General features: G+C 39.9%; 28 protein-coding genes. 17 read left to right on the forward strand and 11 right to left on the reverse strand.

What is annotated here, in order from left to right:
* Positions 1–203 precede the first annotated feature (203 nt).
* Both ACRYKC_RS11200 and ACRYKC_RS11205 read left to right on the forward strand, forming a co-directional pair.
* Complete coding sequence (locus tag ACRYKC_RS11200) at positions 204–1730, forward strand: sodium-dependent transporter (RefSeq protein ID WP_433806812.1); 1527 nt, start codon at positions 204–206, stop codon at positions 1728–1730.
* A gap of 1 nt (position 1731) precedes the next feature.
* Positions 1732–1836, forward strand: a complete 105-nt coding sequence (locus ACRYKC_RS11205; RefSeq protein WP_433806813.1) for a methionine/alanine import family NSS transporter small subunit — start codon at positions 1732–1734, stop codon at positions 1834–1836.
* A 38-nt stretch (positions 1837–1874) separates the two neighbouring features.
* On the opposite strand, the gene ACRYKC_RS11210 is transcribed toward ACRYKC_RS11205, so the two are convergent.
* Together ACRYKC_RS11210 and ACRYKC_RS11215 are read right to left on the reverse strand one after the other, a co-directional pair.
* Positions 1875–2810, reverse strand: coding sequence for a M23 family metallopeptidase (locus ACRYKC_RS11210; RefSeq protein WP_433806814.1), 936 nt, complete (start codon positions 2808–2810; stop codon positions 1875–1877).
* Between the two features lie 82 nt (positions 2811–2892).
* Positions 2893–3513 (reverse strand): YhcN/YlaJ family sporulation lipoprotein, encoded by a 621-nt coding sequence (locus ACRYKC_RS11215; RefSeq protein ID WP_433806815.1) that lies wholly within the window; start codon positions 3511–3513, stop codon positions 2893–2895.
* 136 nt (positions 3514–3649) lie between these two features.
* Between ACRYKC_RS11215 and ACRYKC_RS11220 the strand changes: the two genes are divergently transcribed.
* The gene (locus ACRYKC_RS11220; RefSeq protein ID WP_433806816.1) at positions 3650–3925 is read left to right on the forward strand and encodes a YutD family protein; all 276 of its coding nucleotides are present in this window, start codon (positions 3650–3652) and stop codon (positions 3923–3925) included.
* A gap of 33 nt (positions 3926–3958) precedes the next feature.
* Here ACRYKC_RS11220 and ACRYKC_RS11225 read toward each other — a convergent pair whose 3' ends face one another.
* Positions 3959–4252: a cytosolic protein gene (locus ACRYKC_RS11225; RefSeq protein WP_433806817.1), complete on the reverse strand. Its 294-nt coding sequence runs from the start codon at positions 4250–4252 to the stop codon at positions 3959–3961.
* Between the two features lie 48 nt (positions 4253–4300).
* Complete coding sequence (locus tag ACRYKC_RS11230; protein WP_085029165.1) at positions 4301–4567, reverse strand: DUF3055 domain-containing protein; 267 nt, start codon at positions 4565–4567, stop codon at positions 4301–4303.
* A 304-nt stretch (positions 4568–4871) separates the two neighbouring features.
* Between ACRYKC_RS11230 and ACRYKC_RS11235 the strand changes: the two genes are divergently transcribed.
* Together ACRYKC_RS11235 and ACRYKC_RS11240 are read left to right on the forward strand one after the other, a co-directional pair.
* Positions 4872–5309, forward strand: coding sequence for a DUF86 domain-containing protein (locus ACRYKC_RS11235; RefSeq protein ID WP_433806818.1), 438 nt, complete (start codon positions 4872–4874; stop codon positions 5307–5309).
* A 64-nt stretch (positions 5310–5373) separates the two neighbouring features.
* A complete protein-coding gene (locus tag ACRYKC_RS11240) occupies positions 5374–6156 on the forward strand; it encodes a TIGR01457 family HAD-type hydrolase (RefSeq protein WP_433806819.1) in 783 nt (260 codons plus the stop codon).
* A gap of 41 nt (positions 6157–6197) precedes the next feature.
* On the opposite strand, the gene ACRYKC_RS11245 is transcribed toward ACRYKC_RS11240, so the two are convergent.
* Entirely contained in the window at positions 6198–7763 is a 1566-nt protein-coding gene (locus tag ACRYKC_RS11245) for a hypothetical protein (protein ID WP_433806820.1), read from the reverse strand.
* A gap of 128 nt (positions 7764–7891) precedes the next feature.
* Positions 7892–8404: a phosphatidylglycerophosphatase A family protein gene (locus ACRYKC_RS11250; RefSeq protein WP_085029169.1), complete on the reverse strand. Its 513-nt coding sequence runs from the start codon at positions 8402–8404 to the stop codon at positions 7892–7894.
* A gap of 199 nt (positions 8405–8603) precedes the next feature.
* Here ACRYKC_RS11250 and ACRYKC_RS11255 point away from each other — a divergent pair, with 199 nt between their 5' ends.
* Positions 8604–9569 (forward strand): 2-hydroxyacid dehydrogenase, encoded by a 966-nt coding sequence (locus tag ACRYKC_RS11255; RefSeq protein ID WP_433806821.1) that lies wholly within the window; start codon positions 8604–8606, stop codon positions 9567–9569.
* A 74-nt stretch (positions 9570–9643) separates the two neighbouring features.
* Here the strand turns inward: ACRYKC_RS11255 and ACRYKC_RS11260 are convergent, their stop codons facing one another.
* Complete coding sequence (locus ACRYKC_RS11260) at positions 9644–9865, reverse strand: NifU family protein (protein ID WP_035511544.1); 222 nt, start codon at positions 9863–9865, stop codon at positions 9644–9646.
* 161 nt (positions 9866–10026) lie between these two features.
* Between ACRYKC_RS11260 and ACRYKC_RS11265 the strand changes: the two genes are divergently transcribed.
* From ACRYKC_RS11265 to ACRYKC_RS11280, 4 genes are all read left to right on the forward strand, one after another.
* The gene (locus ACRYKC_RS11265; RefSeq protein ID WP_433806822.1) at positions 10027–10362 is read left to right on the forward strand and encodes a YuzD family protein; all 336 of its coding nucleotides are present in this window, start codon (positions 10027–10029) and stop codon (positions 10360–10362) included.
* A 78-nt stretch (positions 10363–10440) separates the two neighbouring features.
* The gene (locus tag ACRYKC_RS11270) at positions 10441–10671 is read left to right on the forward strand and encodes a YuzB family protein (RefSeq protein WP_433806823.1); all 231 of its coding nucleotides are present in this window, start codon (positions 10441–10443) and stop codon (positions 10669–10671) included.
* Between the two features lie 133 nt (positions 10672–10804).
* Entirely contained in the window at positions 10805–11167 is a 363-nt protein-coding gene (locus tag ACRYKC_RS11275) for a HesB/IscA family protein (RefSeq protein ID WP_433806824.1), read from the forward strand.
* 106 nt (positions 11168–11273) lie between these two features.
* The gene (locus ACRYKC_RS11280) at positions 11274–11537 is read left to right on the forward strand and encodes a hypothetical protein (protein ID WP_433806825.1); all 264 of its coding nucleotides are present in this window, start codon (positions 11274–11276) and stop codon (positions 11535–11537) included.
* Between the two features lie 46 nt (positions 11538–11583).
* Here ACRYKC_RS11280 and ACRYKC_RS11285 read toward each other — a convergent pair whose 3' ends face one another.
* Positions 11584–12570 (reverse strand): NAD(P)/FAD-dependent oxidoreductase, encoded by a 987-nt coding sequence (locus tag ACRYKC_RS11285; RefSeq protein ID WP_433806826.1) that lies wholly within the window; start codon positions 12568–12570, stop codon positions 11584–11586.
* A gap of 299 nt (positions 12571–12869) precedes the next feature.
* Between ACRYKC_RS11285 and ACRYKC_RS11290 the strand changes: the two genes are divergently transcribed.
* From ACRYKC_RS11290 to ACRYKC_RS11300, 3 genes are all read left to right on the forward strand, one after another.
* Entirely contained in the window at positions 12870–14090 is a 1221-nt protein-coding gene (locus ACRYKC_RS11290; RefSeq protein WP_433806827.1) for an NAD(P)/FAD-dependent oxidoreductase, read from the forward strand.
* 165 nt (positions 14091–14255) lie between these two features.
* Positions 14256–14573 (forward strand): YuiB family protein, encoded by a 318-nt coding sequence (locus tag ACRYKC_RS11295; protein ID WP_433806828.1) that lies wholly within the window; start codon positions 14256–14258, stop codon positions 14571–14573.
* An 87-nt stretch (positions 14574–14660) separates the two neighbouring features.
* A complete protein-coding gene (locus ACRYKC_RS11300; protein WP_433806873.1) occupies positions 14661–15347 on the forward strand; it encodes a 3D domain-containing protein in 687 nt (228 codons plus the stop codon).
* A 54-nt stretch (positions 15348–15401) separates the two neighbouring features.
* Here ACRYKC_RS11300 and ACRYKC_RS11305 read toward each other — a convergent pair whose 3' ends face one another.
* A complete protein-coding gene (locus tag ACRYKC_RS11305; protein ID WP_433806829.1) occupies positions 15402–15884 on the reverse strand; it encodes a divergent PAP2 family protein in 483 nt (160 codons plus the stop codon).
* Positions 15885–16024: 140 nt separating this feature from the next.
* On the opposite strand from ACRYKC_RS11305, the gene ACRYKC_RS11310 reads away from it, so the two are divergent.
* Positions 16025–17491 carry a leucyl aminopeptidase gene (locus tag ACRYKC_RS11310; RefSeq protein WP_433806830.1) on the forward strand — a complete coding sequence of 489 codons (1467 nt, stop codon included), beginning with the start codon at positions 16025–16027 and terminating at the stop codon, positions 17489–17491.
* Positions 17492–17608: 117 nt separating this feature from the next.
* A complete protein-coding gene (locus ACRYKC_RS11315) occupies positions 17609–17797 on the forward strand; it encodes a hypothetical protein (protein ID WP_433806831.1) in 189 nt (62 codons plus the stop codon).
* 36 nt (positions 17798–17833) lie between these two features.
* On the opposite strand, the gene deoD is transcribed toward ACRYKC_RS11315, so the two are convergent.
* Positions 17834–18544, reverse strand: a complete 711-nt coding sequence (gene deoD / locus ACRYKC_RS11320; RefSeq protein WP_433806832.1) for a purine-nucleoside phosphorylase — start codon at positions 18542–18544, stop codon at positions 17834–17836.
* Between the two features lie 188 nt (positions 18545–18732).
* Here deoD and ACRYKC_RS11325 point away from each other — a divergent pair, with 188 nt between their 5' ends.
* On the forward strand, positions 18733–19221 hold the full coding sequence (locus ACRYKC_RS11325) for a cation:proton antiporter regulatory subunit (RefSeq protein ID WP_433806833.1): 489 nt from the start codon (positions 18733–18735) through the stop codon (positions 19219–19221).
* Positions 19222–19269: 48 nt separating this feature from the next.
* On the forward strand, positions 19270–20406 hold the full coding sequence (locus tag ACRYKC_RS11330) for a cation:proton antiporter (RefSeq protein WP_433806874.1): 1137 nt from the start codon (positions 19270–19272) through the stop codon (positions 20404–20406).
* A gap of 38 nt (positions 20407–20444) precedes the next feature.
* On the opposite strand, the gene kapB is transcribed toward ACRYKC_RS11330, so the two are convergent.
* The gene (gene kapB / locus ACRYKC_RS11335) at positions 20445–20831 is read right to left on the reverse strand and encodes a kinase-associated lipoprotein KapB (RefSeq protein WP_433806834.1); all 387 of its coding nucleotides are present in this window, start codon (positions 20829–20831) and stop codon (positions 20445–20447) included.
* Positions 20832–20919 lie beyond the last annotated feature (88 nt).

A 20919-nucleotide genomic window follows, 5' to 3' on the forward strand; every position in this document is an offset into this window, starting at 1 on the left:
ATAAGCACAAAAGCCTGTGCTTATCCTTTTTTTTCTATTTTTGTTAAATTCTAAATATTTTAAAATTATTTTGACAAGCTTGTATCGGATGGTTATAATTTAAGCAGAAATAATCAGAAAAAAATAAAAATTTAGAAACATCCCTCAAAAGCATAATTTATGCTTTTTATTTGAGGGCTGAAAAATAAAGGGAGGTCTTACACATGGAAAAACGTGCACAATGGGGGACAAGGGCCGGGTTTATCCTGGCAGCAGTCGGCTCAGCAATCGGGCTAGGCAATATATGGCGTTTCCCTTCAGTAGCCTATGAGAATGGCGGAGGCGCATTCTTCATACCGTACCTATTCGCTCTATTAACAGCGGGTATACCATTACTGGTTATGGAATTCACAATAGGTCATAAATATCGGGGATCAGCACCGCTATCATTCTTCCGTATGAATAAGAAGACAGAATGGCTTGGCTGGTGGGCAGTACTGGTATCATTTGTTATATCAACGTATTACGCCGTCATTATTGCATGGGCAATTTCTTACAGTATTTTCGCTTTTAATCTATCTTGGGGACAAGACACGGAAAGCTTCTTGTTTAGTGATTATTTGAACTTATCCGTAGATCCTGGGCAAACAGGAAGCTTAGTGCCTGGTGTCTTGATTCCGCTTATTGCTGTTTGGTTGATCACTTTAGGAGTTCTGTTCAAAGGAGTTAAGAAAGGGATTGAGGCAGCAAACAAAATCTTCATTCCCACGCTTGTAGTACTATTCTTGATCATTGTTATCCGAGCCATTACATTGCCAGGTGCAGCAGAAGGTCTTCAAACATTCTTCGCACCTAACTTTGAAACTATTACCTCTGGTAGTGTATGGGTAGCGGCATATGGACAGATTTTCTTCAGTCTATCGATTGCCTTTGCAATCATGATTACGTATTCCAGTTATCTGCCAAAAAAATCGGATATTACGAATAACGCTTTTATTACAGGTTTTAGTAACTCAAGCTTTGAATTGCTTGCAGGTATTGGAGTATTTGGTGCCTTAGGATTTATGGCATCTCAGAGCGGAGTTCCTGTACAAGAAGTCGTTAGCGGTGGAGTCGGTCTTGCATTTGTGGTTTTCCCACAAATTATAAATGAGTTCCCGGCTTTAAATGGGCTATTTGGGTTCTTATTCTTCTTATCCCTAGTTTTAGCAGGGTTGTCATCGTTAATTTCTATTTCAGAAACTTACGTAGCTGCGATCAGCGAAAAATTTGGATTGTCAAGAACAAAAGCAGTAGGACTAGGTGGCGGCCTTGCTGCAATCATTTCACTACTATTTGCTACCCAAGGCGGCCTGTATTTCTTAGACAATGCCGATTACTTTATTAACCAATTCGGAGTAGCGTTTGTTGGTTTAGTTGAAGTTATCGTCATAGCCTGGTTTGTGCGTAATCTTAGCGATTTCCAGACACATGCGAATGGTATTTCCGATCTGCATCTAGGCGGTTGGTGGAAGATTTGTCTTGGAGTCATTACCCCGATCGTTCTTGGATACATGATGTTCGATCTATTTAAAACAAACTTACTCGGTCAGTTTGAAACAGAATCCGGAAACTACGCAGGGTATGGAGATACCTTCATCTTGTTCGGCGGTTGGGCTGTAGCTGCATTCGCAATTGTAGCAGGCTTCCTGATGACAATGAAACGATGGGATTCCAAAGCCCTTGATGAAACTCACAAGGAGGTAGGATGATATGACAGCAAGTGCTATTTTAATGATGGTCATTGGGATGGTCGTAATTTGGGGAGGACTTGTTGCGAGCATCATGAACGCAGTAAAGAAATCCAAACAATCATAAATAAAAAAAAGGCGTCGCACATAAAGTGCGACGCTTATTTATTTTTTGACCATACGTTCCCATTTTCTCAAATAAGGATAAGGGTCAAAAGACCATTCATTCTTTCCATTATCTTGATACATTCCATAATGTAAATGAGGCGGGAATTTTCCAGATGTTCCTGGTGGACCATATCCGGAAGCGCCGACGGAACCTATGACATCTCCCGGTTGGACAACATCTCCTACCTTTACATCACTAAAGCTTTGGAGGTGCGCATAATAATGGTAAATGTTAAATATGTCACGAATACCAACGCGCCATCCTCCGTAAGTGTTCCAACCTTTCATTTCAATGACACCATAAGTTGTTGACTTTACGGGAACTCCATAGTTAGCAAATATATCTGTACCTTCATGGATACGCCGACCTCCAAAACCTCTCGCGTCTCCCCAGGTACTTCTGTAACTATAATTTGCCTGAAGGGGAAGGGGGAAATCACGATTAGTCAAAGATACGGTTTGAAACTTTTCGAATACTTTTGCGGTGTTCATTATGGTTTGAACAGTAAGATCCCTCTTGTAATAATTCCATAGGGCAATTTTTATATCATCTTTTGTGGTTCCGTATGATTTAATGTAATTTCCCATTGCCCACAATACGTCTTCATCGTTATTCAGTTTGGCCTTACCATCTCCACTGCCGTCTGCTCCCCATCCTTCAGGAAAATAGTCTGCGGGCATTTCGCCTGCACTGCCTGACCAAAATAAAGGATCAATTTCGATAGCTGTGACACGTCCTTCTTTTGGATCATCATGGACCTGCCTCTCAAACTGATCGATAGCAGCGATATATTCCCAAGAAATTCCAGTTAGAGCGGAGGTCTTTTTATAAAGAGCCATCCGCGTTTCACTTTCTTCATCTGCAAAGACTGTTTCATCAGGAAAAGAGAAAAGCGCAGCGGTGATCATGAATAGTAATCCTAAATATCTCATTGATTTCACCTACGAAGTATTTGATACGTTTAGCTTTAACAACTTGAGAGCTGTTATGATTGGTAATGAAAGGGAGATGAAATCACTCTTCTGTGTTTGGTTTAACATCCATGTTGGGACCAACATCAGGCTGATCCATATCATCTTGAGGAACATTCCCTTGTGGGGCTTTCTTCATTTTTTTAACGATGCTTTCAATGACCTCGTCATATTGCTCGTCGTATACTGTGGAAGTACTGACACTTTGGATATCGCCAAAAGCGGCTGGATCATCGGAAACGTACACATGGTAAAAGCTTGGAACAAGTGAATAAGCTGTCTTTTGAACCATATCTGCAGCTTGTTTACGAGAATAGTCTTCAGGTTTCTGATAAGCGACTAGCACTTCATTATCTGTAACAAGAGCAGCAACATCTTCAAAGCCGTCGTAACGCAGAATCATCCTTGATACCATATCTGCAACTTGCTCACGGTTCACTTTAATCTCACGGTTTCTCTCTTTACTTTGATCGAGTTGGTCTTTTTTGAAGCGGACATATCCAACTTGTCCATCTACTCCATCATCATTGTAGCTATCCATCGCATTACCATTTAATGTATCCTCTTTCTGCTTTGTTTCTTCATCCTGTGGAGACTCCATGCATCCTGTGGAGAAGATAGCTATAAAGCCTAAAATCAGTGCAACCAGTAAGTTCTTCTTCATGTCAATCTCTCCTACTTTTTAAAGTTTGTTTTTAGGTTGGACGATTTTTATATATTCATACCAAAACAGTACGTTTCAGTTTCCGTGCTGCAATCGAAATATGATACACTTATGACAGAATAAGAGGTGATTGTTTGTGGTCGAATTATTAGGAAAGTCATATGAACTCGTGGAGAATTACAGAGAAGCCTTTCAACAAGAAGATGTAGAAGCGCGCTTCAGTGATATTTTAAGTAAATATGACTTCATCGTTGGAGACTGGGGATATGGTCAGCTACGATTAAAGGGCTTTTACGATGATCAAAATTCTAAAGCTACGTTTGATACAAAAATAAGTACGTTAGAAGATTATTTATATGAGTATTGCAATTTTGGATGTGCTTATTTCGTATTAAAAAGGGTCAATCAATAAAACCGACGCGCTTGAGCCAAGCACGTCGGTCTTTTATTCCATCTGTTCTTCAGACGGTTTGAGGTCTTTTCCTTTTTCATCGTGAATAGGGTGAGATCCATCCTCTTGGCGCTGAAGGTCCTGGTGTAAGGATTTATACTCATAGTTAAATGCACTATAGTACCGTTGTTGGTCTGTCCAAGGTGCGCTCTTTTCATTTGAAACTGGTTTGTACTTATTTCTTGGAGAGCCATACGGGCCTTCAGGAAGTTGTTCCGGGGTCAGATAATTTCGCTGTGCTTCCACATTGGCAAAGTCTGAATAGAATTTTTTATCTTTTTTTCCCATAATAAAACCTCCTTAGGTGTAGTTTCGCCAAAGGAGGTTTCATTATTCTCAGAGCAAGTCTGGTAAGTAGTTCCGGAGTTCTTCCGCTTCCATCGCGCTGAGCTGGAAGATATGCTCCAGATGACCATCTTTCATGATGTTCTCAAGATCAAGTAACGCTTGGCGATTTTTATGCAGATTAATGACCATGGTCTGATCATTAAAGTAGTCTGCTTTCATCAAGGCTAATTCAAACCGGTGGCTTCCGGCTGTAAAAGAAACGAATCGCGTACTGGTATCTTGAGTTACATCTTGAATAAGAGGCCTTTCTCCCATTTGCCATCATCTCCTATTCTTCGTGTTGTGGAATGTTAAAACATCACGTTCAAAAGTAGCCATTACAGCAACAGCCTTATTATGCCCTTTTTACAAAATGTTAGTACCATTTATGTTAATTCTTCTATAGTAAGCACTTATCTGTATTTTTTCATGTTTTATTCGTGTGTATGTAACTTTTTTATTTTCCCTACGAAGCGGTGGACCCAAGTACTTTACTACAGCCGTATTTTTAAGTAGAGCTATAAATTGTGTTATCATATTTATACATTTGGTTGAGAAAGTTATTTATGGAGGTTTTCTTATGTACTTTGTGAACCGTGAAAAAATCGAAGAAATTTTAACCTATATGGAACAAGTTCAGGAGTCTTACAGTCATTGGCATAATGGGAGTTTTACGGATCAGCTGCTTTTAGAGCGCCTCGCTCATGTTAGTATCGAAGCTATCATCGATGTCGGTAATATGATGATTGATGGCTTTATTATGCGCGACCCTGGAAGTTATGAGGATATTATCGATATTTTAACGGACGAAAAGGTCCTACCTGCAGAAGAAATGGACGGGTATAAAGCATTTATCCAGTTACGAAAAATGATTATCCAGCAATACACAGAAATAGATCATGAACACATTACAAAGGTATGGAATGAAGAGAAAGAATCGATACAGAAATTTCCTGATCGAATTCGTGATTATCTGAATAATGAACTAGGGCCGGTTTCTGCATTTTCAAAAGAATAATGTTCGGTTTCGTTGTATATGATCGCGTTTCATTGTGATTGTTACATAGAGAGAAGGTGGAAGAATGAAATCATATAAAGGATATTTTATTGATCTCGATGGAACGATGTATAAAGGCAAGGAAAAAATAGAAGGGGCAGCTGAATTTGTTGAGAGTTTAAAAAGAAAACAGCTCCCATTTCTGTTCTTAACGAATAATTCCTCAAAGACACCGAAACAGATTGCAGAGAAATTAAATCATTTAGGCGTTCGAGCTGAAGAAGAAGAGGTATTCACGAGCAGTCTGGCAACGGCTACATTCATTTCAGAACAAAGGACAAAAGCCAGGGTGTATGTGATAGGAGAAGAAGGCCTTAGAGAAGCGATTACACACGAAGGCCATCGAATCGTAGATGAACATGCCGACTTTGTTGTGATTGGCATTGATCACGAAATCACCTACGAGAAACTTGCCAAAGCTTGTCTGAATGTAAGAAATGGAGCGGAGTTTTTAAGTACAAATAGTGATGTGGCCATCCCGACAGAAAGAGGAATGATGCCGGGAAACGGAGCTATCACTTCAGTAATCTCTGTAAGTACAGGAGTAAGTCCGGTCTTTATAGGCAAACCGGAAGCTATCATTATGAAACAAGCGCTTCATTTAATGGGATGTGACGAGCAATCAGCCTTATTGGTGGGAGACAATTACAATACGGACATTCTTGCCGGTATCCAGGCAGGGATGGATACGCTGATGGTGGAAACAGGAGTAAGCTCATTTAAAGAGATTGAAGGGATAGAGAAACAGCCTACGTATAAATATAACGATTTATTTGAAGTCATCAAAGAGATGGAAAAAGCCACCTGAACCAGGTGGCTTTTTTTAATGGTCTAAGTTTGCATGTTTCTTTACATTAAATAAGGTCCAAAGAATACAGTGACAAAAGCAATATGAATACCGATAAAGTAACTTAATTGCACCAGGGTAGACCAGTCTCTAACTTTTGCGCCATATCTGAGAATGATTAGAGAAGCCAAGGCGAAACCGATTAAATATATAAACGAGCTACCTGTAAAACTCAAATAACTAGGAGCATTAGCCATTACTGCATCAGTAAAAATGGTTCCTTTAAATATAAGTGCTGCGACCAAATAAATCAGTACACCAGTATAGAAGATCCATGAACGATCATGATCAAGGGCCCGATTATTTGCGATCGTTATGAAAACTATGAACAAGAGCGGCCAAATGAACCATAATACAGTGATGACTGCCGCTAAGAAGCTATAGGATAACATCCCGATCGTTTTACCTAAGGATTGGATAAAGGCACTTTGGGTCATACCGGATGTCCTATCGATAACTGTTTGGTCAGTGGAGGCAAGATAGATTCTGTTGTTTTCCTCTCCTCCGTGATCAATCCAAACGACTGTTGTATCATTCAACCAAACAGGATCTGAAGAGGAATTAGGCGTATTGCTTAATCGGGTTACAGTTGGCGGCGATTCATTGCTCACTTCAGCTTTGTAGATATTGAATTGTAGAGCGTCTTTAAATGTCGTTTTTGTTTGCCCAAATGCTTTAAACAATAAATTTGGCTTATCATCTATGATTTTCATCTTAATATCGGAAAGTTCTCTTAACTCCCTATTTCCATGTGGATCCTTAAAGGATACTTGTTTCAGGTCCGGGTTCTCTCCTATGGGCGTGTTGGCAAAATAATAAAAATTAGTCATTTTACCTGAAGAGCTCTGCTTTTGAACCGTAGACATAAGCAGCAGGTAGTTGCCGTTATGAGTAGTAAATTGAATATCCTTAACTTCCTCTGAACTTTTCACGTCAAAAGAGGTTGAACCGATCTCCTCAATTTTATTTTCATTTAATTGATAATAAGTAAGGAGGTTTCCATCTGTATTGATCGACTGGGAAATGATGTGAACTCCTTGCTCTGATTGATCAACGATTAATGAAGCATTTTCATCTTCTAACTCAAGTAGCTGTGTTGATGTCATATTATCTGTATGTAGTAAATAAAGGGCATTTTCTTTTTTGTAAAGCAGCTTTTCTTTTAAAGGATAAAATTCCGTAATGTCTTCGATCTTTTCATTCGTTTCACCATTGAACATCGAATAATAATTGGAATAAATCAGTTTATCATCATTCACAAAAATGGATGTGAATTTATCAACAGGGATATTATAATTCTTATCCGATATCAGTTCATAGTTTTCATTGTAGATATTTTGCTGAACACCATCGTTTGTCAAGTAGGTGATGGACCTTTCTCCATCCTCTGTTTGATGCAAAAAGGGTTCTTGTACAAATGAAGTCGTGCCTACTTTTAATCCACGACTCCAATTGTTATCGGGGGGTTCAGAGACGTCTTGATAATTCTCTAAAAAAAGAACCGAAATGGCGATCATAATGATGATAGTGGGGGCTAGCCAAACCATAATCGATTTTATCTTCTTCATCGTTTACCTTCCTTTCCTTACCATTCATGGGATAGGTTATGAATCCTCTGTATGAAATACGCTCGAATGCATGATAAGGTTTCAGAAAATTTAAAAATACCGTACCAAAGGCACGGTATTTTTTAAGGTTAATCCTCTTCTGGATCTGTATCGCCAGCAATACTATGGGCGAGCCGGCTGGAAGCCGCAGCTGCAATTGCCCCAACAATATCATCTAAGAATGTGTGGCATTCACCTGAAGATTTGTCATTTAATTTTTGAAGAATCCCTGGTTTTTGTTTATCAATGTATCCATAGTTTGTAAATCCGATCGAACCATAGACATTGACAATGGAGAACGCTATGATCTCATCCACTCCATATAATCCTTCATCTGTTTGGATTGTAGAGAGTAGCGGTTCTTCCAGTTGGTTTTTTTCGGCCAGTTTATCCAATTGGATGCCTGTTATAATAGCATTTTGAATTTCGCGTTTTTTCAACACGCGATTTACGTTGTGACGGCATTCGTCCATCGAAAGATCATCATGGTATTTGGATTGCAAATAGTAAACGAGATCAGCCATATCATCGATCGTGACGCCTCGTTCCTGAAGCCATTCTCTTGCCGTCGTTTCCAGTGCAGTTACTTTGTCTTTTGCCATATTGTCAAAAACCTCCCTGCCTAACATCGTTTCTGATGCTCTATACCCTTGTTATTACTGAGAAAAACGGAAGGGTTACAATAAGTATATCAGAATGTAATGGTGTACGTGATTCCTTCAGCATTTATTATACCTAAGGATTTACAAGGTCATGTATGTGATAAACTGAGAAAGAATGACAGAACGGAGGAGGAGTATGATGAATAAACCTTACGTGTACATTACTCGGTTATTACCTGAAGAGATTGTTAAGCCTTACCGCAATCATCTGAACATCGGCATGTGGGAAAAAGAAGAGGAGCCTGTCTCAAAGGAAAAGCTTGAAGAGGAGAGCCAAAAAGCTGACGGTTTATTAACGATGCTGACTGACCTAATGGACGAGGGCTTGCTGAAGAACACTGATGGTCTAAAGATCATCGCAAATATGGCTGTAGGATATGACAATATCGATGTAGACACTGCCTCAAAATTTGAAATTAAAGTTACGAATACTCCGGATGTTTTAACAGACACAACCGCAGATTTAACATTTGGGCTCTTGATGGCTGCTGCCAGAAGAATAATCGAAGCAAACCAGTACATTAAAGATGATCGCTGGGGACCATGGTCTCCACTGCTTTTAGCAGGTACAGATGTCCACCATAAAACAATCGGTATATTTGGAATGGGACGGATCGGCGAAGCAGTTGCCCGCCGGGCCAGTGGTTTTGACATGGATATACTTTATCATAACCGTTCAAGGAAAAAAGAAACAGAAGACGAACTAGGGGCGGAATTTGTAGAATTTGAAGAGTTATTAAAGAAGTCAGATTATGTAGTTTGTATGGCTCCTTTGACAGATGAAACCCATCATATCTTTGACAGAGATGCTTTTAATAAGATGAAAAAGGAAGCCATTTTTATCAATGCTTCTCGGGGAGCTACTATGAACGAAGAAGATTTATACACCGCCCTTGAAGCTGGTGAAATTGCCGGGGCTGGACTGGATGTATTTGAACAAGAACCAATCGGAAAAAATCATCCTTTGCTTGAGCTTAATCAGGTGGTCTGTTTACCTCATATAGGATCAGCCACCGTTGAAACGAGGCACAAGATGATGCGCCTTTGTCTAGATAACTTAGTGAAATACTTTGAAGGGGAGGAGCCCTTGACTTCTGTTAATTAAAACAAAGCCGCACACTAAAAATAGTGTGCGGCTTTCACAAGAGTTAAACTTATAGGTCGAGCGCCTATTGACGCTTAAAATACTTGCTCCACTTCATAGATACCAGGTACTTCCTGAGCTAACGCACGCTCAATCCCTGCTTTTAAAGTAATCGTAGAACTTGGGCAATTTCCACAAGCGCCCATCAAACGTAAACGGACGATACCATCCTCTACATCTACGAGTTCAACGTCTCCCCCGTCGCGAAGTAAAAATGGGCGAAGTTTGTTAAGTACTTCTTGAACTTGTTCATGCATGTTCAATCTTCCCCTTTCTGTAACCTTATTATAAAACGAAATCACTAAAAAATCTATTGTCGTCTCCCATAAAATTGATTGAGAACCATTTTCATTTTATCTTTTTTAAGAACTTTTGTAAAATAAAATAAAAGAATTTCGGCTGTGGGGGAGTGGGTATAATGAACAAAGAAAAAGTTAAGGTAACAGTATATGGTGCCGAAGTGAAATGTGCAAGCTGTGTGAATGCGCCTGGTTCTAAAGAGACATATGAATGGCTGCAAGCAGCTATTGCTAGAAAATATGATGATAACGCCATTTCATATCAATATTTCGATATCCATACTTCGGATCAAGAAGATGCGGATGGAGATTTGATCGACAGACTTCTTGAAGAAGAATTGTTTTACCCCCTTGTCGTTGTTGAAGGGCAGATTGTAGGGGAAGGAAACCCAAGGTTAAAGTCTGTGTATAAGGCACTAGAAGCGAATGGTTTACAAGCTGCTCCAGATTCGTGAATTCTCTATATTTCCTGAATAACGTGTGATAAAATATGGGAGGATAGGGTTTCATCCAGAGATATAGAGGTGAATTGGATGAATCCGTTAATTGAATTTTGCATCAACAACTTAGCTAACGGTGCTCAAGAGGCTATGGAGGAACTGGAAAAAGATCCAGATCTCGATGTAGTAGAGTACGGTTGTCTAAGCAACTGTGGTCTTTGTTCGCAATCTTTATATGCACTCGTCGATGGAGAAAGAATCATTGGAGACACACCAAAAGAATTAGTTGATCATATATACCAACACCTGGAAGAGACCCTATAGAATGGTGTGGCATAAACGAAGGCGCTTATAACAAAGCGCCTTTTTTGATGTTTTAATATTCCAGTCCTTCTGTTTGATAAAATTGCATCAGGTTAGTATACTTACAGTAATGAGATGAAAGGAGAGGCTCAAGATGATTCTTAATATTACAGAAGCAGCTCGTCACCAAATTAAACAAATGATGAAGGAAGAAGATAATGAAAACGTACGCCTTCGTTTCGGTGTTAAAGGTGGAGGCTGCAGCGGATTGTCTTATGCGATGGGCTTCGAAGATGAAATTAATGAAGAATTAGACATTGTTGAGGAATCCAATGGTATTCCTTTCGTCATTAATAGACAAGATGCTGCAATTGTTGAAGGAACAACGATTGACTTTAAACAGAATATGATGGGTGGCGGGTTTACAATTGATAATCCGAATGCCATCGTATCTTGCGGCTGTGGTTCATCCTTCAAGACGGCTACAAATGCCGGTACTCCAGATCCGAATTGTTAAAAGGTAAAAACCTTCCCCTCAGGAAGGTTTTTTTACGTTTAAAAAGAAGGAGACAGGCTAATTCCCCATAAAATAAAACAGAGGCTTTTTTATTGGGGGGAACAAGATGAAGGAGTTTATGAAGAGCTGTCTCTCGTTGAATGAGTACCGAATCAGTGCTCTTATCATTGGTTATTTCATTACGCTTTTAACTACGATGTATCAATACATCCAAACAGGAATAGTTGATCAGAACGTACAGAATATCCTGCTTACTTTTATATATATCGTTGGTGGGATTCAAGTATCCAATCACATTAAAGAGTATGCAATGACTAAAAGCAGCAACGAAGCAATGAGAATTGAAGAGAGGGATCCCTCGGATAAATAAATAGACATAAGAAAAGAAGGACGCAGAGGAGCATCCTTCTTTTTTATTACGAAAATATACTTGTGGAGTGCTTAGGCTGCACACGCGCACTTGGATCGATATACGCTTTTGCGTTATTAACGGCCGTAGGACCTTCTCCAAAGCCAGAAGCAATCAGTTTTACTTTTCCAGGGTACGTACAGATGTCTCCTGCTGCGTAAATTCCTTTTATGTTCGTCTCCATTTTAGAGTTAACGACTATACTGTTTTTCTCGATCTCGAGCTCCCAATCTTTAATAGGGCCTAAAGAGGAGATAAAACCATAGTTCACGATGACATCATCAACATCGATCGTTTCTACACGATCTCCTTTGACTTCTTTCAATTCAACTTGTTCTATCTTGTCTTCACCGCACATTTGTTCAGGGGCAAACGGTGTCATTATATTTACGCTAGAATTTTTTAGTTGAGCCACGCTATGTTCATGGGCACGGAATTTATCCCGGCGGTGGACAAGTGTCACTTGATTGGCGATTGGTTCAAGCATTAATGACCAATCGACGGCGGAATCTCCGCCACCACATATCATGACATTTTTATCTTGGAATTGGTTCATATCACTGACATGATAATGAAGGTTTTTTCCTTCGTATTTTTCTGTTCCTTCTATTTTGAGCTTTCTTGGCTGGAAAGCTCCGTTTCCTGCCGTGATGATGATTGTTCTTGTATAGTGTACTTCCTTATCTGTTGTCAATTTAAGTACATCGTCTTCCAAACGCTCTACACTTACAACTTCTTGTTCAAGAGCGATCGTAGGGTCAAAAGTCATGGCTTGCTCTTCGAGATTATCTACAAGCTCCTGAGCTCTCACCTTTGGAAAACCTGCAACATCATAAATGTATTTCTCTGGATAAAGGGCTGTAAGCTGTCCGCCAAGGTGCGGCAGACTCTCGATAATTTTTACGCTTGCTTCACGCATGCCGCCATAAAAAGCGGTGAATAAACCTACAGGGCCTCCACCTATGATCGTTATATCATATATGTTATCACTCATAATTTTCCTCCTGTTCGAAAAATGTCACTAAAGTTCATTCTATCATAAAATTTTTTTGCATGGGAATAATGAGGTGGTGTAAGCCCTTTCAATAAGTGTTAATTTTTATATTATTTTGATAAATAGATTTTGGGTTGAAAATGAAAAGAAAAAGGTCTAAGATGGGACTAGACAACTTTTTACGTATTTGTGACAATTTTTTATACTAGTCGACAGGCTTTTTTTTATGAAAATTTGTGTGAAACGAGTCACAAAGAATATTCGGATTTTAAAAAATACGAGATGGAAGTGATTAAATCATGAAGAATCCTAACATTGTCATCCTCGGAGCAGGCTACGGAGGAATAATGACAGCTGTCAAGCTGCAGAAAAGTCTAGGTGCAAATGACGCGAACGTTACGTTAGTGAACAAGCATAGCTACCACTATCAGACAACGTGGCTACACGAAAACGCTGCAGGTACACTTCATCATGACCGTACGCGTATTCAGATTAAAGACGTGGTCAACACAAGTAAGATCAACTTTGTCCAAGATTCAGTAACGGCTATTAAACCTGATCAAAAGAAAGTCCTGTTAGAAAACGGTGAACTTTCCTATGACTATCTTGTGATCGGTCTTGGTTTTGAAGCAGCTACTTTTGGTATTCCAGGGTTGAAAGAACATGCCTATACAATTGGAAGCATTAACAGTGCTCGTCTAATTCGTCAGCATATCGAGTATAACTTCGCTAAGTACAACAACGAAGCGGATAAAAAACAAGAACGCTTGAACATCGTTGTCGGTGGTGCAGGTTTTACTGGTATTGAATTCGTAGGAGAGCTTGCAAACCGTGTTCCTGAACTATGTAAGGAATATGATGTTCCTCGTGAAAATGTTCGTATCATCAACGTGGAAGCAGCGCCCACTGCACTTCCAGGATTTGATCCTGAACTAGTTGAATACGCAATGAATTCTCTCGAAGGACGCGGTGTTGAATTCAAGATTGGCGCGATGATTAAAGAAGTTACAGCTGACAAGCTTGTTTTTGAAAAAGACGAGCAGCGAGAAGAAATCCCTACAAACACAGTTGTATGGGCAGCTGGTGTTCGCGGTAACTCTATCGTTGAAGAGGCAGGTTTTGAATCAAATCGCGGTCGTACACCAGTGAGTGATGAACTTCGTCCAAAAGGCTATGAGGATGTATTCATCGTTGGAGACTGTGCGCTTCTAATCAATGAAGAAACAGAGCGTCCATATCCCCCAACAGCTCAAATCGCTATTCAGCAAGCAGAACATACGGCAGAAAACCTTACAAAGTTGGTTAAAGGAAATGGTCACTTAGAACCGTTTAAACCAGATTTGAAAGGAACCGTGGCTTCTCTTGGACACAATGACGCAATCGGTGTTGTATTTGACGATAAGAAGCTATTTGGCTGGTCAGCAACAGCTATGAAGAAGGTTATTGATAACCGATATCTTCTTAAACTAGGTGGACCAGGTCTACTAATGAAAAAAGGTAAATTGAACTTCTTCTTTTAATAAAGAGTGAGTATGAAAAGCAAAGGCAACTAATACTGCCTTTGCTTTTTTGATGCAACATATAGGCAAGTAGCTGGGGCTCCCAAGACGCTTGCGCTTTTCTTAAATCAATTATAAAATGAACGTTGGAGAAATTTACGTTGATGCGGGTTTAGGGGGATCTTTTTGAATATTGTTCAATTCGTTGTTTCCATGTTATTGTTCTTTGTTTTATTTTTTGGAATTTCTTTTCTTTTAAATATGATTTTAAGGTCTTCATGGATCATGTCTTTTGTGTACCCGGCCATAGTTTTATTGATTGTCGATGACTTCTCTTGGACGAGATATTTTTCAGCACCGACCGATTCATTTCCAATGGTGTTTGAGCAAATTGCTAATTTGAAGTTCGTCGATATATTTATTTTGCTCAGTGGCTTTGCTGGCACAATCGTAGCAGGCGTAGTCATAAGGTTTCTTAGGAAAAGTGGATACCAGATGTTTTAATGAAGAAGCTGAAGGGGAGGTAATGACCTCCCTTTCAGCTTTTTTGTATAAAATTAGCAAGCTTGGACATGATTACACCTAGAGGTGATTTTCATGAAAAAGCGTACAAAGAAAGTACTGTTTATTAGCTTGTTTCTTTTGGCTTTTTACAGTACTTTAACGAATGTGTCTAATTTATCGATTACGGACCTAGATGATTGGATCGCAGCTAAATTCAATTCGGATACGTTCGAAGGTACGTCACTTAACGAAAAAGAAGTGAATATCAGTGAGAAATCATTAAATGTGAAGCAGGCTCAGCAAAGATATGTCTCGAGTGCGACTGTAAAAGCAGCTCAAAGTTTGGCTGAATCTATGGATCTCGCTCAATATCCTGCTCATACGGTTGTAGCTACAGGTTATACTGCCGGGGAAGAGTCAACGGGTAAGACGCCTGAGCACCCAGAGTATGGAATCACGTTTTCTGGAGTGAACGTTAAGCGTGATTTGTATTCGACGATTGCAGCAGATTTAAGTGTTTTTCCAATCGGAACAGTCCTGTTTATCCCTGACTATGGTTATGGTGTCGTCGCGGATAAAGGCGGGGCTATAAAAGGAAATAAGTTGGATTTATATTTCCCTACTGTACAAGATGTGTATGATCAATGGGGCAAGAGAACTTTAGAAGTTTACGTGATTAAAAAAGGGACAGGTGAATTGACGGAGGAAGAGCTTGTGCAGCTGAATGAGAATGAAGCGTTACAAGTTTTTCGTACTCAAATGAAAAGTGGCTGATTTACAAAACCCCGCTCTAATAATTTAGAGTGGGGTTTTGTCGTTTTTATATAACTAATAGATGAGCGTGTGAAGCAAGAAAGTGAGTAATATTCCGGTCAATCCTCCGAAAAACACTTCAATAGGCTGGTGTCCAAGCAATTCCTTTAATTCTTCTTTCTTTTGGTACTCCTCTTTATTACCCCAATCTCTCGCTTCACTAACAAAACGATTGAAATCTTTTAATAGGATATTAAGCATGATGGCTTGTTCGCCTGTTTGTCTTCGTACACCAGTAGAATCGAACATGACAATGATCGTAAATACGCAAGCGACAGCGAATATTGGGGAATCAAAACCACGTTCAATCCCAACCCCTGTAGCAAGAGCGGTTACAGCTGCCGAGTGACTGCTCGGCATTCCCCCAGTACTGAAGGCGAGAGTGGCATTAAATTTCCTTGAAGCGATAAAATTTATCGGAACTTTAACAACTTGTGCAAAAAAAATGGCGGCAATCGAAGCCCATAAGGGGAAGTTTTGCAGTAAATCAAGCAACATGGTGACATCCTTTCCAGACAGAGAGGTTTAATATGTAATCGTATGATAAAACGTTACTTTAGATTGTCATTATATCACAATTCTGAGTAGTTCGTATTAAGGAAATATTTTTTGTATACTAGGAAATAGAGGTGATAAATGTGTTCAGTATTCAAAACAAGGAAACAGAAAATGACAATACCCTCCTCATAGGTCTTTTCAAAGAGGAAGCAGAACAGAAGGTTTCTACCGATGTAGATTCTTCACGGAAAGAAACTTTAGATATGTACATAAAAAGCGGAGATATTTCTAATCGATACAAAACCTTATCTAAGGTGCTTTCCCCTCCTCCGAATAAAAGGAAATACTTTATTGGCCTAGGGGAGAAGAAAGAGTTAACAAAGCATTCTTTTAGAAAAGCATTAGGCCATGCCTTTCAATCCATTGCCAAAGAAGGACACGAAGAGATAACCATAGACTTTGCAAGTTTTACTTCTCATTTATCTATAGAAGAATTAGGTGAAATTATAGGTGAAGCTTTATATACTTCGACTTACCATTTGCCTTCATTCAAAACAAAACGGCAAGAACCAAAAATGATTCGACACCTTCATGTGATCTCTGAAGGTAAAGAAGAACCTCTTTTGAAAGCTTTAGAAAAAGGCTATGCTTTAGCACAGGGAGTTAATACGGCGCGACATCTTGTCCATTTGCCGGCAAATATCCTTACACCAAGTGAACTGGCTGAATTCGCTAAGACTTTAGCGGAGGATCATGAATTTGAAATCGAAATCCTTGAAAAAGCGGATATGGAAAAGCTGGGCATGGGGGCGTTACTCGCAGTCAATCAAGGTTCAGTTGAGCCTCCTAAAATGATTGTAATGAAATATCAAGGTTTGGAAAATTGGGAAGATGTGACCGCTTTTGTAGGAAAAGGAATTACGTATGACACTGGGGGATATTCCATTAAGCCTAAGACGGGAATGCCAGGGATGAAAGGGGATATGGGTGGTGCCGCTGCTGTCCTTGGAGCTATGGATACGATCGGCCTCTTGAAGCCAAAGAAGAATATCCTTGCTGTGATTCCTTCTACAGATAATATGATAGCTGGAGACGCTTTTAAGCCTGATGATGTCATTTCTTCTATGAGTGGAAAAACCATAGAAGTTTTAAATACGGATGCGGAAGGCAGGCTGGCACTAGCGGATGGAGTCACCTATGCGAAAAGCCAAAAAGCGGGACGGATTTTTGATGTGGCTACACTTACAGGTGGAGTTGTAACGGCGTTAGGTTCCTGGATGACAGGAGCGATGACGAACCATCAAGAGCTATTCAATGATCTTCAGCAAATCTCAGAAGATATGGGAGAGCCGATTTGGCAGCTTCCATACAATGAAGATTATAAAGCTCAAGTACGAAAGAGTGACATCGCAGATTTGAATAACTCCCCAACTCGAAAAGCACATGTCATTATGGGAGGAGCGTTTGTTGGAGCTTTTGTAGAAGAAACCCCGTGGGTGCACTTAGACATCGCTGGTACTTCTATTTCAGAAAGTCCTCACGATTTAGGTCCTAAAGGCCCTACAGGTGTGATGTCCAAAACATTAGCCGGCTATGTTTTATCATAACCTATGCTGCCCAGGTGATCGATTGCCTGGGTAATTTTATAAAAGTAGGTACTCACCCACCCGAATCTGATTAGTCTGTATAAGATACAGAGAACTCGATTCGGGGAGGGGAGAAGAATGTCCCTTCAAAGAAAAAGAAAAGTTGAAATAGAAGATTATGAAGGTCAGCAAGTGGTTGTTTCTACAAAAGACTGGGTATATATAGGTAAGCTCGAGGTGATCACTTCCGGAGAACTTATAATAAAAGTGGGAGATTTGCTGCTTACAGTAGATAGGGAGGATGTTAGTACCATTTTTGCAAAATAAAACACCCCGCTAACGTGTAGGGGGTGTCTTCATGATTTAGTCTTGAATTGCAGCCTCAAGCGCTACCTCAATCATATCATTGAACGTCGTTTGGCGTTCTTCTGCTGTTGTTTCTTCACCTGTAAGAATGTGGTCGCTTACGGTAAGAACTGAAAGGGCCTGACGGTTGTATTTAGCTGCTAGCGTATAAAGAGCAGTTGTCTCCATTTCTACAGCTAATACATTGTATTTTGCAAGCAGGTTGAAAAGGTCCATGGCCTCATCCCGATAGAAGCTGTCACTAGTGAAGACATTTCCGACGCGAAGCTTCAATCCTTTATTTTCACCTGCTTCATAAGCGTTCTTCAATAAGTTGAAGTCTGCTGTAGGGGCAAAATCAATACCGCCGAACACCATGCGATTCATTTGAGAATCTGTCGTTGACGTGGAAGCAAGGATAACGTCACGGACTTTAACATCGCTTTGAAGCGCTCCACAGGAACCAACACGAATTAATTTTTGAACGTCATAGCTTTCCATTAGTTCATTAACATAGATGGAAATAGAAGGGACGCCCATCCCTGTTCCTTGCACTGAAATTCTTTCACCTTTGTAAGTACCAGTATAACCATACATGCCACGTACTTCGTTGTAGCATGTTACATCTTCTAAGAAATTTTCAGCAATATATTTAGCGCGCAATGGATCGCCGGGTAAAAGAATTTTGTCAGCTATGTCTCCAGGTTTTGCTCCGATATGTGTTGTCATAGGTATTCCCTCCTCAATATCTTTAACTATTTTAAATTACCACACCACTATGGAGAAAACAAATAACAGTATAAAGCATGGGAGGCTGAATTAGAAGGTTTTCTTTCTAAAGCAAATAGGGATTAGAAAAGATGTCTGGTATAATCACTAAGTATAGGAAAGAGATGAAAGTAAGGAGTGCATGTGTCGTGAATATATCTATATCCCAACTTCCTGGGATCGGACAAAAAATTTCTTTGAAGACAGGCGAAGATAGCATGCTAGTTCTAATCGTCCATCACACAGGAAAAAGGGAGCTTTATTTTTTTGAAGATGCAGATAGTGAAGAAGCAGACTTTGCGATGGACTTAACTTCAGATGAAACACGGGAATTAGGAGCTCAGCTTCTTGGTGCTACCTACCAGCCAGTTGATGCAGACAAACTGAAGATTTTCCAAAACCAGATTGTTATTGATTGGGTGGAATTAGAAGCAAAGTCCAGCTTGGCTTATAAAACCATAGAAGAATCGGAAATAAGAAACAAAACTGGAGCTACTATTATTGGGATCGTGAAAGGAGACGAAACTATTGCGATTCCAGAAGCGGATACCAAATTGCAGCCGGGAGACGTCATCATGACCATTGGAAAGCAGGATCAAATAGATACCTTATCCGACTTGTGTAAAGGAGAGGAATGATGACCCTTGCATTCTGAATTTCCAGCTCTGCTTGGCGCGGGGCTTATTTTGCTATTCATATTTTACTTAGGTTTTTTGAGTTTAAAAATTAAATTGCCCAATGTAATTCTTTATATCTTACTGGGAATTATTCTCGCGGATTTCGTTCATGAGAGCGAACTCTTGCATTTTGCCAGTGAAATTGGGATTGTGTTGTTGTTTTTCCTTCTTGGGTTAGAGTTTAATGTAAAGCGGTTAGGTGGAATAGCGAAGAAAATATGGCCTTCAGGACTTCTGGATGTTTTTCTGAGTCTAGGAGTGACAACAGGAATTGCTTTATTGTTTAATTTGGACTTATTCTCAAGCTTCTTGATCGGTGGACTCGCATACGCAACAAGTTCGTCAATTACGGCTAAGCTTTTGGACGACCGGGGCCGAATGGCGAACACAGAAACAGAATTTATGTTAGCCATTCTGATCTTCGAAGACCTTGTGGCCCCGATTGTTGTAGCGATTTTGTTTGGGGTGGGTACTGGTGAGAGCTTCACCTCATCTACATTTCTTTTGCTCGTCGGAAAAATCATAGGGTTGACCGTTTTAGCCATTGTGCTTGGAAAAACCGTATTCAAGAGATTCGAAAAATTTCTTGACCGTATTGATGATGAAGACTTCAAAATCTCTTTACTTGTAGGGATTGCGCTTGCGTATGGTGGACTAGCCTTATACCTTGGACTGTCCGAAGTTTTAGGGGCATTTCTTGCGGGGATGATGTTAGCGGAGATTGGACGAATTGAAAAAGTCGAACAGACCGTTTTTCCGGTCAGGGATCTCATGCTGCCAACATTTTTTATTTACTTTGGAACAACGATTGAACTTGGAGATGGAGTTCCTATGGTAGGGCTTCTGGCTGCAGTTTTGATATGGTCTGTCATCGCTAAAGTCTTACTCGGTGTGCTAGGCGGCCCAATGTATGGTCTGTCTAAACGTGTTTCTCTTCGTGCAGGATTATCCTTATGTGCACGGGGGGAATTCTCGGTTGTCATTGCAAGTGTGGCGACAGGAGTGATTAAGGTATTCAGTGGAATATACATTTTGATTGCTGCCTTTATCGGAATGTTTCTTTTTGAACAAGCTTCAGCCATTACAAATAAAGTATACGGTAAACCAGTGAAGAAAAAGAAAAACCTAAAAGTGCCGGGAAATTAAAAGAAGAGAGGGGGCTCTTTGGGCCACCTCTCTTTTTGCTACTTTTGAAAGTACTGGTGTTCTAAGTCCTCAAGCTGCTTATACGCTTGCTGGTTGAATTCGGTTTCTCTTCTCGTTAACTTAGCTTTCAACTGTTCAATTGATTCGATCAGTGATTCTTTATAGTCAGGAATGGAGGAACCTTCATAGGGATGAACAGCTTCTTTTTGAATGTTTGCTTTTTCCATATAACTTAGTGCTTTTCTTTGATGAAAGAATACCCCTTCTGTTTTCCCTGGATTATGAAGGTCTCCTTGCATAGGGTGTTTTTCAACAGCTAAAATTTTTACTAAGTAAAAGCGATTCCGATCTTCAACGAGTTCCCCTATATAGATCCCTGATTTATAGTGGGCTTTCACTATGCTGCCGATCCTCAAATCTGCCATTTGCATTCCTCCTCTATAGGACATTGTATCAAAGAAGTGAATTGTGAAGAAATCATGAAGTACGTGAAGTGAAGGTGCGCTTTCTGCT

The sequence above is a fragment of the Halobacillus sp. A1-3 genome (assembly GCF_050971765.1).
GTDB lineage: Bacteria > Bacillota > Bacilli > Bacillales > Halobacillaceae > Halobacillus > Halobacillus mangrovi_B.

Bases quoted from the DNA above. Each gene is read 5' to 3' on its own strand.
- ACRYKC_RS11305 (WP_433806829.1), bottom strand. From the start codon at position 15,884: ATGTTGCTTGATTTACTGCAAAACTTCCCCTTATGGGCTTCGATTGCC.
- ACRYKC_RS11250 (WP_085029169.1), bottom strand. From the start codon at position 8,404: ATGGCAAAAGACAAAGTAACTGCACTGGAAACGACGGCAAGAGAATGG.
- ACRYKC_RS11290 (WP_433806827.1), top strand. From the start codon at position 12,870: ATGAAGAATCCTAACATTGTCATCCTCGGAGCAGGCTACGGAGGAATA.
- ACRYKC_RS11265 (WP_433806822.1), top strand. From the start codon at position 10,027: ATGAACAAAGAAAAAGTTAAGGTAACAGTATATGGTGCCGAAGTGAAA.
- ACRYKC_RS11275 (WP_433806824.1), top strand. From the start codon at position 10,805: ATGATTCTTAATATTACAGAAGCAGCTCGTCACCAAATTAAACAAATG.
- ACRYKC_RS11280 (WP_433806825.1), top strand. From the start codon at position 11,274: ATGAAGGAGTTTATGAAGAGCTGTCTCTCGTTGAATGAGTACCGAATC.
- ACRYKC_RS11315 (WP_433806831.1), top strand. From the start codon at position 17,609: ATGTCCCTTCAAAGAAAAAGAAAAGTTGAAATAGAAGATTATGAAGGT.
- ACRYKC_RS11255 (WP_433806821.1), top strand. From the start codon at position 8,604: ATGAATAAACCTTACGTGTACATTACTCGGTTATTACCTGAAGAGATT.
- ACRYKC_RS11240 (WP_433806819.1), top strand. From the start codon at position 5,374: ATGAAATCATATAAAGGATATTTTATTGATCTCGATGGAACGATGTAT.
- ACRYKC_RS11245 (WP_433806820.1), bottom strand. From the start codon at position 7,763: ATGAAGAAGATAAAATCGATTATGGTTTGGCTAGCCCCCACTATCATC.
- kapB (WP_433806834.1), bottom strand. From the start codon at position 20,831: ATGGCAGATTTGAGGATCGGCAGCATAGTGAAAGCCCACTATAAATCA.
- ACRYKC_RS11200 (WP_433806812.1), top strand. From the start codon at position 204: ATGGAAAAACGTGCACAATGGGGGACAAGGGCCGGGTTTATCCTGGCA.
- ACRYKC_RS11205 (WP_433806813.1), top strand. From the start codon at position 1,732: ATGACAGCAAGTGCTATTTTAATGATGGTCATTGGGATGGTCGTAATT.
- ACRYKC_RS11235 (WP_433806818.1), top strand. From the start codon at position 4,872: ATGTACTTTGTGAACCGTGAAAAAATCGAAGAAATTTTAACCTATATG.
- ACRYKC_RS11210 (WP_433806814.1), bottom strand. From the start codon at position 2,810: ATGAGATATTTAGGATTACTATTCATGATCACCGCTGCGCTTTTCTCT.
- ACRYKC_RS11230 (WP_085029165.1), bottom strand. From the start codon at position 4,567: ATGGGAGAAAGGCCTCTTATTCAAGATGTAACTCAAGATACCAGTACG.
- ACRYKC_RS11260 (WP_035511544.1), bottom strand. From the start codon at position 9,865: ATGCATGAACAAGTTCAAGAAGTACTTAACAAACTTCGCCCATTTTTA.
- ACRYKC_RS11225 (WP_433806817.1), bottom strand. From the start codon at position 4,252: ATGGGAAAAAAAGATAAAAAATTCTATTCAGACTTTGCCAATGTGGAA.
- ACRYKC_RS11270 (WP_433806823.1), top strand. From the start codon at position 10,441: ATGAATCCGTTAATTGAATTTTGCATCAACAACTTAGCTAACGGTGCT.
- deoD (WP_433806832.1), bottom strand. From the start codon at position 18,544: ATGACAACACATATCGGAGCAAAACCTGGAGACATAGCTGACAAAATT.
- ACRYKC_RS11285 (WP_433806826.1), bottom strand. From the start codon at position 12,570: ATGAGTGATAACATATATGATATAACGATCATAGGTGGAGGCCCTGTA.
- ACRYKC_RS11215 (WP_433806815.1), bottom strand. From the start codon at position 3,513: ATGAAGAAGAACTTACTGGTTGCACTGATTTTAGGCTTTATAGCTATC.